The 10,626-nt window shown below is 48.2% G+C and carries 10 protein-coding genes; 9 read left to right on the plus strand and 1 reads right to left on the minus strand.

The window, feature by feature from the left end:
* Positions 1-74 precede the first annotated feature (74 nt).
* The 8 genes from Q0620_RS04190 to Q0620_RS04225 all read left to right on the plus strand — a co-directional run bounded on the left by Q0620_RS04190 (position 75) and on the right by Q0620_RS04225 (position 8,655).
* Positions 75-1,454 carry a M23 family metallopeptidase gene (locus tag Q0620_RS04190; protein WP_298783339.1) on the plus strand — a complete coding sequence of 460 codons (1,380 nt, stop codon included), beginning with the start codon at positions 75-77 and terminating at the stop codon, positions 1,452-1,454.
* Between the two features lie 50 nt (positions 1,455-1,504).
* Positions 1,505-2,389 (plus strand): UDP-3-O-acyl-N-acetylglucosamine deacetylase, encoded by an 885-nt coding sequence (lpxC, locus tag Q0620_RS04195; RefSeq protein WP_298783340.1) that lies wholly within the window; start codon positions 1,505-1,507, stop codon positions 2,387-2,389.
* Positions 2,390-2,596: 207 nt separating this feature from the next.
* Positions 2,597-2,851 (plus strand): glycoprotease, encoded by a 255-nt coding sequence (locus tag Q0620_RS04200; protein ID WP_298783341.1) that lies wholly within the window; start codon positions 2,597-2,599, stop codon positions 2,849-2,851.
* Between the two features lie 8 nt (positions 2,852-2,859).
* Complete coding sequence (thrB, locus tag Q0620_RS04205) at positions 2,860-3,741, plus strand: homoserine kinase (RefSeq protein WP_298783342.1); 882 nt, start codon at positions 2,860-2,862, stop codon at positions 3,739-3,741.
* Positions 3,742-3,762: 21 nt separating this feature from the next.
* Positions 3,763-3,990 (plus strand): hypothetical protein, encoded by a 228-nt coding sequence (locus Q0620_RS04210; RefSeq protein ID WP_040304108.1) that lies wholly within the window; start codon positions 3,763-3,765, stop codon positions 3,988-3,990.
* On the plus strand, positions 3,974-6,682 hold the full coding sequence (gene infB / locus Q0620_RS04215) for a translation initiation factor IF-2 (protein ID WP_298783343.1): 2,709 nt from the start codon (positions 3,974-3,976) through the stop codon (positions 6,680-6,682). The genes Q0620_RS04210 and infB overlap by 17 nt, the downstream gene beginning before the upstream one ends.
* Before the next feature lie 1,195 nt (positions 6,683-7,877).
* A complete protein-coding gene (gene rbfA / locus Q0620_RS04220) occupies positions 7,878-8,243 on the plus strand; it encodes a 30S ribosome-binding factor RbfA (protein WP_005872391.1) in 366 nt (121 codons plus the stop codon).
* Positions 8,236-8,655: a ribosome maturation factor RimP gene (locus Q0620_RS04225; RefSeq protein WP_298783344.1), complete on the plus strand. Its 420-nt coding sequence runs from the start codon at positions 8,236-8,238 to the stop codon at positions 8,653-8,655. Before rbfA ends, Q0620_RS04225 begins: the two co-directional genes overlap by 8 nt.
* 590 nt (positions 8,656-9,245) lie before the next feature.
* Here Q0620_RS04225 and Q0620_RS04230 read toward each other — a convergent pair.
* Positions 9,246-9,500, minus strand: a complete 255-nt coding sequence (locus tag Q0620_RS04230; RefSeq protein WP_069435689.1) for a hypothetical protein — start codon at positions 9,498-9,500, stop codon at positions 9,246-9,248.
* Between the two features lie 533 nt (positions 9,501-10,033).
* Here Q0620_RS04230 and ribD point away from each other — a divergent pair.
* Positions 10,034-10,626, plus strand: a 593-nt coding sequence (gene ribD / locus Q0620_RS04235; protein ID WP_298783345.1) for a bifunctional diaminohydroxyphosphoribosylaminopyrimidine deaminase/5-amino-6-(5-phosphoribosylamino)uracil reductase RibD, incomplete at its 3' end; no start/stop codon positions are given.

Raw genomic sequence — 10,626 nt, forward strand, 5'->3', positions numbered from 1 at the left:
TTTTGCCTCGCTTTACCGATAATTTAAGTTAAGCTTGTAAAATCGCGCTCTAAAATCATATCAAAGGCTCTTTTATGCGTAGAAATGGCAATGGAACGAAGCTTAAAATTTTAATATCCCTTATTATAATATGCGCTTTGGTTTATGGAATTTTTAGAATTTTTACCTCGCCGAAATTTGAAAAAAATCCTCCGCAAATTGCGCTGGAAAATGAAATTTATTGGAATTTAACCTCGCCTTTAAAGATTAAAATTTCAGACGATACCGGCATTAAGCTCGTTCGCGTTAATTTAAACGACGGAGCCAGCACGATACCGCTACTAAATGAGGAGCTGAATGTTCCGCAAACGACGCTAGAGCTTGCCGTGCAATTTCCTAAAAATTTGATGCTTAATAAAGATAAAAACTACAAGCTCGAGGTTTTTGCAAACGACATTAGCTCGTGGAATTTTGCGCAAGGAAATAAGAGCGTAAAAACGGCAAATATAATAATAGACGACAAAAAGCCCGTCATAAATATCATCAATCAATCCTATAAAATCACTAAAGGCGGTAGCGCTGTAGTCGTATTCTCAGCTAAAGATGAGCGCCTAAGCGAAGTCTATGTCAAAACCAACTATGGCAAAATTTTTAAAGCAATTCCTTTTGTAAAAGAGGGCTATTATGCGTCTCTCGTAGCGTGGCCTGCAAATTTAGAGGAATTTCGCGCAGAAGCGGTCGCCACTGATCGTGCAGGCAACGAAAGCATTTCGCAGATCAAATATTTTTATCAGGATAAAAAATATAAAGTCTCTACTATCAAGCTAAATCCGGGCTTCATTAACGGCAAAGTAAGTGATTTGGCTAGCCAATACGCGCAGAATTTTAACTCGATGAGCGATTTGGAGAAATTTAAATTCGTAAACGAAACTCTGCGTAAGAAAAACGGAGATGATCTGCACGCTGCTACTAGCGCGGTGCACGAGGATAAAATAAATGGATTTGAGCTAAAGCCTTTTTATCCGCTTGCTAAAGGCGCAGCGGTAGCAAGTTTTGCCGATCATCGGATATTTTTTATGAACGACGAACAAGTAAGCGAGTCATGGCATATGGGGCTTGATCTAGCAAGCGTTGCAAACGCCGATATCAAAGAGAGCAACTACGGCAAGGTAGTTTTTGCGCAGGAAAACGGAATTTTCGGATTAAATTTAGGAATTTACTACGGCTTCGGCTTATACGGCATATACGGACACTGCTCGGCGACGCAGTTAAGCGTCGGCAGCGACGTAAAGCCGGGCGATATTCTAGCACAGACGGGCTCAAGCGGCTTTGCTTTCGGAGATCATCTGCATTTTGGCATCGTAGTTCAGGGTGTGGACGTAAGACCCGAGGAGTGGATGGACCCTAAGTGGATGAAAGATAACATTACCGATGTCTTAGAATCGTCCAAAAAAGTAATAGAAAAAGGTAAGTAAATTTTAAAATTTTCGCTATAATGCGCGGGTTAATGAAAACGAGGATAGAAATGAGACAGACAACGATAGCTAAGAAAGTCCATAACGTCGGCATCGGGCTACACAAAGGTGAGCCTATCAGGCTTACGTTAGAGCCTTTAGAGGCAGGCAGTGGAATCGTATTTTATAGAAGTGATCTTGGCGTTAGTTTTAAAGCCGAGCCGAAAAACGTCGTAAATACGCAGATGGCGACCGTCGTAGGAAATGAGAAGGGCTATATATCAACAATAGAGCATCTAATGAGCGCCATTAATGCCTATGGTATCGATAATATCCGTATCATCGTCGACGCTAATGAAATTCCTGTGATGGACGGAAGTTCGGCGAGCTTTTGTATGCTTTTGGACGAAGCAGGAGTAAGAGAGCTTGACGCGAATAAAAAAGCTCTCATCATCAAGCGAGCTGTGGAGATTCGCGAGGGAGATAAGCTCGTGCGCTTAAGCCCTAGTAAGAGTCCGAAATTTGATTATACGATTAAATTTAGCCATCCGCTCATCGGCACTCAGCACCATGTTTTTGAATTTAGCAAAAAAGCCTATCTTAAAGAAATTTCGCGGGCGCGCACGTTTGGATTTTTAAAAGACGTGCAAGCGCTTCGCTCCATGGGGTTAGCTCTAGGCGGCAGCTTAGAAAATGCCGTCGTAATCGATGAGAACAAAATTTTAAATCCAGAGGGTTTGCGTTTTGAAAACGAGTTCGTCCGCCATAAAATTTTAGATGCGATCGGCGATCTTGCGCTCGTAGGTGCTCCGATTTTGGGCGATTATACAGCGTTTGCGGGAAGCCACGATCTAAATCATAAACTAACTTTATCAGTTTTAGCCGATGCTAAAAATTTCGAGCTAGTAGATCTTACCGCCGAGGTTGTGCGCGAATATCAAAAAGTCTTTGCTTAAGGCTGCAAAATCAAAGAGGTTGAAATTCTAATTGCTGCTCTTAGCGCTCCATGCTTACTCGGCGTTTATGAAAACGGCGCTAAGATAGCGGAATTTGCAAGCGCCAAAGACGAAAAAGCCGATAACTTCCTGATCGCTAAATTTAGCGAGATTTTAAAAGATTACAAAATCAAAGATCTCATCTACGCAAATACTCCCGGCAGCTTCATGGGTATGAAGGTAAGCTACGTGATATTGCGCACGCTTAGCATCGCCCTTGATGTGCCGCTGTACGCGATCAGCGGCTTTGAGCTAAGCGGCTTCGGGCCGATCAGAGCGAATAAAAACTTCAGCTACGTTTACGATCGCGGCGAAATCAAAATGAAAAAATGCGCCCCCGCCGCACTATCTTTGCCGCAGGATTTATCGGTTTTAAATAAAAGCGATGATATACTTCCAAATTACATCATAGAAGCGGTTTAGGAGAGAGCTTGATTATAAGAATTCCTGCGACGAGCGCAAATTTAGGCCCCGGTTTCGACGCGCTCGGCCTTAGCCTAGGGCTATTTAACGAAGTAGAAATTACCGAGCAGAAGTTTTTTTGCGTATCGCTTAGCGGTGAGGGCAGCGACAGAGCGTGGCTTAAGAAGGGCAACGCTTTTTTGAATATTTTCAATGAAATTTACAGAAAACTAGGCGGCGGGCAAGAGATAAATTTTAAATTTGCTTTTCACAACAACATCCCGTTTTCGCGTGGGCTGGGCAGCAGCTCGGCCGTGATCGTAGGCGCCATCGCAAGCGCTTATAAAATTTGCGGGTTTGAGATCGATCGCGCTAAAATTTTAAACACGGCGCTAGAATATGAAAACCACCCGGATAATATCGCGCCCGCAACGCTCGGCGGCTTTGTCAGCAGCGTCGTGGACGGCAAGACGGTTCGCACGCAAAAATGCGAAATTTCGCAAGACCTGCAAGCCGTCGTCGTCATCCCTGATACGCCGATGTCTACGAGCGAATCTCGCGGCAAGCTGCCTAAGAGCTTTTCGATCAAAGATTGCGTTAGCAACCTCTCGCACGCGGCATTTCTGACCGCTTGCTTTATGCGGCGCGACTACGACAGCTTGCGCTACGCCTGTATCGACAAGATGCATGAGCAGGTGCGTATGGGCGTGCTTCCACAGCTTTTTAAGCTGCGCGAGATCGCCTATGATAACGGCGCGCTTATGAGCTCGCTCTCGGGCAGCGGCTCAAGCTTTTTAAATTTAGCCTACAGATCCGACGCTGCGAAGCTTAAAGACTGCCTTAGCGAAAATTTTAAAAACTTCCGCGTCGAAATTTTAGAGATCGACAACGGCGGCTTTAATATTGACTAAGAAAAATAAAGATATAATCGCATGAGCGAACCGATTAGGATGTGCGTTATTTGCAAGGGGCGCTTCGCCAAGCGCGAACTCCACGCCTTTTTGCAAAATTTTAAAAATATAAGCTCAAACAGACAATTTTATATTTGCGACGGTTGCATAAATCAAAAAGAGAAAATTTCAAAATATCTATCTAAATTTGCGTCTAGCGCAGATTTGGGACATATCAAGGAGAGGGTTTTAAATGGGTGTTCTGATTAAAGATATCGCGGACGAGCTTGGATACGCAAGCAAAGAGATAATCGAAAAAGCGCAGGAGATGGGTTTTAAAAAGGTAAAAACCGCGTCGAATAAAGTAAGCGAGGAAGAGGCTGCCGCTATTTACGATTATATCCAGACGGGAATTTTGCCGGGGAAAAAGTCAAAGCCCGCAAAGAAAAGCTCCGAAAAAGCGCAAGAAGATGAGAATAAGCCCGCTAAAAAACAGAGCGAAACTAAAAAAACCGCTAAAAAAGAGAGCCCTAAAAAGGCGGAAAGCTTAAAAGCTTCCGAATCCAAAGAGTCCTCGCAGATCGCCAAAGAGCCTAGCAACGAAAAAGCGCGTACGCAAGAGCCCGAGGTAAAAACCGAAAAATCTCAAAATCAAAAAGAAGAAATTTTCTCCGCCCCGCAGGATAAAGAGGAGAAGCAAAACGCCGCCTCAAAGCCCGCTCCGGTGCAGATAAACAGCGGCGATAGCATTGCTAGCGAGAGCTTGCAAAAGCGCCGCGGCTTAGTCATCGTAAAAAAGAAAAAGGAAGTTCAAGCCCCGGCGGCACAAGATAGAACCGAGCCTAGGCGCGAAAAGATAAGTGCGAGCCTAGAGGCGATCTTCTCAAACGCTGAACTAAATTTGAAAAAGAAAAAGGTCGAAAAGAAAAAAGCCCCCGCGGCTAAAAAAGAGGACGCCCTTAAAATCGACATCATTCCTGATCACGAAATGGCCGATATCGTCATTGAGGACGAAGACGTCGTGGTAATGCCCGATTTCACCGTCAAACCAATTCAGACCGAAAACCGCACCAAAAGTAAAAACCAACCTAATATTTATCGCGCCTCGCAGAATCAAATTTTTAGTAGCGAAGGCAGCATAAGTCGCGGCGGTCGCAAAAAGCATAAAAAAGCCCCTCGCGAGCAGGGTAGCGAAATCGTAAGCTCTGTAAATATCCCAAAAGAGATCCGCGTCTATGAGTTCGCCGATAAGATCAAAAAGCAGCCTAGCGAGATCATCGGCAAGTTATTTGCGCTCGGGATGATGACGACGAAAAACGACTTTTTGGACGAGGACGCGATAGAAATTTTAGCAAGCGAATTCGGTATCGAAGTAAATATCATCGATGAGGCGCAGGAGTTTGATTACATCAAAGCTTACGAGGATAGCGAAGGCGAAGAAAATTTAATCGCTAGAGCGCCTGTCATTACCATAATGGGACACGTTGATCACGGCAAAACGAGCCTGCTCGATTATATCCGAAACTCTCGCGTAGCAAGCGGTGAAGCGGGCGGCATCACGCAGCACGTAGGCGCGTATATGGTCGAGAAAAACGGCAGGAAGATCACCTTCATAGACACTCCGGGCCACGAGGCCTTTACTTCGATGCGCGCGCGCGGAGCCGAGGTCACCGATATCGTAATCATCGTAGTGGCCGCAGACGACGGCGTCAAGCCTCAGACCAAGGAGGCTATAGCGCACGCCAAGGCCGCAAACGTTCCGATCATCATCGCGATAAATAAAATGGACAAGCCTAATGCTAATCCCGATCTCGTAAAAACTGGGCTTGCAGAGCTTGATATAATGCCTACCGAGTGGGGCGGTAGCTACGAGTTCGTGCCGATCTCCGCAAAGACGGGCGAGGGAATTGAAAATTTATTAGAGATCGTGCTTTTGCAGGCCGATCTTTTGGAGCTAAAAGCAGATCCTAGCAAGCAAGCTAAGGCAACCATCATCGAAAGCTCCCTTCAAAAGGGGCGCGGCGCGGTTGCTACTGTCATCGTGCAAAACGGCACTCTACACGTCGGAGACACCGTCGTAGCTGGTATCGCATACGGCAAGGTGCGTGCGCTTAGCGACGATAAGGGCAGGGCGCTAAAGCAAATTTTACCGGGCGAATGCGGCGTTATCATAGGCCTTAGCGAGGTTCCGGGCGCCGGCGAGACACTAATTGGCGTTTCAAGCGATAAGGAAGCGCGCGAGTATGCGAGTAAAATTTACGAGCATCAGCGCCAAAAAGAGCTTAGCAAATCGACCAAGGTCACCATCGACGAGCTAAGCGCCAAGATCGCCGAAGGCTCGCTAAAAAGCCTACCCGTGATCGTCAAGGCCGACGTCGCGGGCTCGTTGGAAGCTATCAAAGCAAGCCTTGAGAAGCTTCGCAACGACGAGGTCAAGGTCGATATCATCCACAGCGGCATCGGCGGTATCACGCAAAACGACATCGCCTTAGCAAGCGCCAGCGAAAACTGCGTGATCTTGGGCTTCAACGTCCGTCCTACGGGCGAGATCAAAGAGCTTGCCAAGGAGCGCGGCGCGCAGATTAAGACCTACAACGTCATCTACAATCTAATCGATGATATCAAGGCGCTTTTGGGCGGTCTTATGAGCCCGATCATCAGCGAGGAGGCCTTGGGCCAAGCCGAGATCAGGCAGGTCATCAACGTGCCTAAGATCGGGCAGATCGCGGGCTGTATGGTTACCGACGGGCTCATCGCTCGCGGCGCGAAGATCCGCGTCATCAGAGAGGGCGTCATCGTTTTCGAGGGCAACGTCAGCTCGCTCAAGCGCTTCAAAGACGACGCCAAGGAAGTCGCCAAAGGCTTCGAGTGCGGCGTAGGTATCGAGGGCTACGACGATATGCGCGTGGGCGATTTTATCGAAAGCTACAAGCAAAAAGAGGAGCAGGCTACGATTGATTAATGCTCGCGGAATTCCGCGCGGGCATTCGCTTCGTTTGCACGGCTTGCGGCTAAATTTTAAGCCTCGATCGCGCCTTGAAATTTTATGCTCGCAGAATTTGGGCGTGAAATTTCGCCTTTTAAATTTAGCAGCGGAATGCGCGAGCAAGGCTTTAAATTTTGTCGGTTTCTGCGCGAGGCTTTGCCTTATAGCTTCAGTTTTGAAATTTTAATGTTTAGACTTTTTTGCGACGCGACTTTGCGATCAAATTTTAAATTTACGCTGCTTGCAGGTTACGAATTTTCCGCGCGACTTAAATTTTAAATTTAATTGCAAAGTTGAAATTTTAAAGCGGCAAAATTTAGATTTCGCGCAACATCGAAGCGTTTTTAAAATTTAAGATAAATTCTAAAGCGACGCAGTGTGGGAAAAATAGCAGCGCGGCGGGCAGTGCGATTTAAAAATGACGCTGCAACGATGCGAGGTTCTGTAACGGGCGCCAAGACAGTAGCGGATACGGTAAATAGCGACGCAGTAAGCGAGCGTAGCGCAAAGAGGGTGCCACCGCGCGCTGTATTATTGCGCCGTCAAAACGGCAACGGTATAGCGCCACGGCGAGCAGAATACGGCGTAGAATAGAACTGTGCCTTACGCGGAAATATTTCTGTTGTAGCGGTGCGGCTATGCGATGAGATTCTGTACGTAAACCATGAAATTCTTGCGCGATCTGCGTTTTAAATTTAAGCGCGAAGTGCGCGGGCTAAAATTTAAAAGCAAAATTTCAAAGCCGATATTGCGCCTTTTAAAATTTAAAAGCGAAATTTTAAAAAGTGCGGCGCCGCTCGCAGTACCTGCGCGCAGCAAACCGCTCGGAATTTAAATGGGCGCTCCGGCGCATCGCAAGCCGCGTCAAATTTAAACAGACCGCGTCGCCGCAGGACGGATATTTCGCCATGTCGAAGCGAGATAAAATTCTGCGTTGTCGCCGTGCCGAAGCGAGATAGAATTCCGTGCCGCCATAAGATAGACACGAGAAAAATTCTATGTCGCCGCGATATGGACGTAAGATAAATTTTTATGGCAACGTAATAAAATTTCGCGTCGCCGCGAGACGGACGCTCCACTGCGACAAAGCAATAAAATTCCGTCATCGCAAGACGCAAAATAAAATTCCATCGCCGCGCAATCTGCGGTGATTTAAGATAGTGAGGTAAAGATGAATCCGACCGAACTCAGAAGACTGCGCACGCAAAGCGTGCTAAAGCAGCTCATCCCCGAAGCGCTCGCGAGCCTTGAGGACGAGCTTTTGCGCGGGCTGTGCGTCACCGACGTGGAGTGCAAGCGCGGGCGCTACGACGCGTTCGTATATCTGGATAAAAACGCCTTCGACGAGCGCGAGCAGGAATTCGTGCTCGAAAAGCTCGGCCGCGTGGCGAGATATTTGCAAAACTTCTGCGCCGAGGCGGAGGGCTGGTACCGCTGCCCCGCGTTTCACTTCAAATTTGACGACCGCTTGGAGTATCAAAACAAAATGGACGATCTTTTTGACAAAATAGAGGAGGAGCTGCGCAAAAATGGTTGATTTAGAGGCTTTGGCGCGCGAGTGCGGCGTGCAGCTTTACGACGTGGAGGCGGTGAGCGAAAACGGCAGAACGATCTACCGCATCAGCATCACAAAAGCGGGCGGCGTGGGCCTAGACGATTGCGAGCGGCTATCGCGGCTGCTCTCGCCGATTTTCGATGTGGAGCCGCCGCTTGAGGGCGAATGGACGCTGGAGGTCGGCTCGCCCGGGCTTGAGCGCAAGCTAAGCAAGCCGCAACATTTCGCAAACTCCGCGGGCGAGCTGGTGCGCCTAAGCCGCACGGACGGGCAGAAGCTAAGCGGCGAGGTGCTTGGCTGCGAAGGCGGCGTGCTTAGACTGCGCACGGACGGCGGCGAGGTAAGCGTGCGACTTGACGAGATCAAAAAGGCGCGAACCTACGTGCAGTGGTAGCGATGTAGATTTTAAAGCTCTGCGCGCAGCTTTGAAATTTTGCGAATGAGGCTTTAAAATGTGTCGCACTAGATTTGCTGGTTTGAAATTTTGGCTTGGAATTTCGAGGTTTAAATTTTAAAATCGCTTTTGAAATTTACGGCTCTTAGCTGCTCTTAATCTCTCGCGGCACTCGGCGCAAAATTTTAAATTTCCAGCGCCGCTTTGCTTGTTTTGAAATTTTATCTTACGCCGATAAAAGGTAATTTTTCACGCTACTAGGCGGCGCTTTAAAATTTCACGCTGCGCCGCTAAAAGATAAGTTTTGCGTGATGCTTGCGCGTTGCTTTGGAATTTTACGTCGCGTTAAAAGGCGGCTAAATTTAAAATTTACGCGCTGTTTTGGATGCGATAAAATTCCACGCCGAAATTCCGTCCGTAAATTTTTGATACAAAAATTCCTGTGTCAAATTTCGCTTTAAAATTTTGCCCGCAGAATTTCAAGAGGCTAAATTCCGCCCATAAATTTACGCTTTAAAACTCTGCGGGCGGAGGTTTGCGCGCCGCTCATTTGATAATTGAATTTCGCTGGGCGGCGCGGATGTTTGCGACTATGAAGCGGAGATTCCGATCGTGGCTAGCAGTACGGGCGAGGTCATGAGCCCTACGATCGTAAGGATCCACGCTAATATCGCTATTACGAGCGAGGCTTGCTTTTTGACGGCTTGATAGGTCGCGGCGATCGCACACAAAAACGCAAGCGGAACGAAAACGATCCCTAGGAAAAAGATCCCTAAAATCGCGAAGACTATGGAGAGTATCCCAAGCACGTTTGATTGGGGTTGAACGGTTGGTTGTTCAGACATTTTAATCCTTTGAAAAAAAATTATTTAATTCTCCCCCCCCCCCCCCCTGAATTTGAGCTGAAATCAAGCCGCGACTTTTGAAATTTAATATTCGCGCCCGATTGCGGTTTTGCCCTAGCACTCCATTAGAATTTTACTTCGCAAAATTAGCGTTTGCGCGCGCTATCGATACGCTCGTTCGCGCGATAGGCGAAAATTCTTGGCGTGCGAAACGGACGCCGCAAAATTTACGATTTAGGATAAAATTCTAAAACCTGTGGTAAGATTTCGCAGTTTTGTTCCCGCGCGGAATCTTGCTCCTATGCATACGGCGCGCGGCTTGCACTCTGATAAATTTTGCGCTTAAAGCAGGCTTGTAGCAGCAAATGTATTTGGAATGTGAGTCGGCGAACCGGTACGGCACGGGCGAGCGTAGGCGGGCAAGCGGGTTGCGTCCGAGGCGTAATCCGTTGCGGGCATACTAGGTTGCCGACTAGCCGCAATTCGGCTAAGCAAGCGCAGCGGAGCGGGACAATTTAAATTTTGGATCTTGTATGAACGACGAATTTTACATGGATTTGGCGCTGCGGGCTGCGTGGCGCTATCAGGCCTTGACGCTACCCAATCCCGCCGTGGGCTGCGTGCTTCTGGATAGGGGCGGCAGGGTTCTTGGCATAGGCGCGCATAAAAAGGCGGGCTTTTTGCATGCCGAGGCAAACGCCGTTTTTGCCGCGCTGTGCGATCTGGACGCAAATTTCGCGCAGGATTTTGCTCGCGAATATGCCCGCGAATTCGGCGTTAAATTTCAAAACTTAGAAGCTCTAAAAAGCGCGCTTTTGCAACCGAGCTTCACCTATGATTTTATCTTAAACCGTCACGGCGGGCTTTTACGCGGCGCTTGCGCCTACGTCACGCTCGAGCCCTGCGCGCACCGCGGCAGGACCCCGTCTTGCGCCGAGCTTTTGGCGCAGCTCGGGCTATCGCGCGTGGTAATCGGCACGCGCGATACGAACGCGCAGGCTGCGGGCGGCGCGGAAATTTTACGCCGCGGGGGCATAGAGGTGAAATTTGACGTTTGCCGTGCCGCGGCGACGGAGCTTGCGGAGCCGTTTTATCTGGCGCGCGAGGGCGGCTTTTGCTTCATCAA

Source organism: uncultured Campylobacter sp. (assembly GCF_938017615.1).
GTDB lineage: Bacteria > Campylobacterota > Campylobacteria > Campylobacterales > Campylobacteraceae > Campylobacter_B.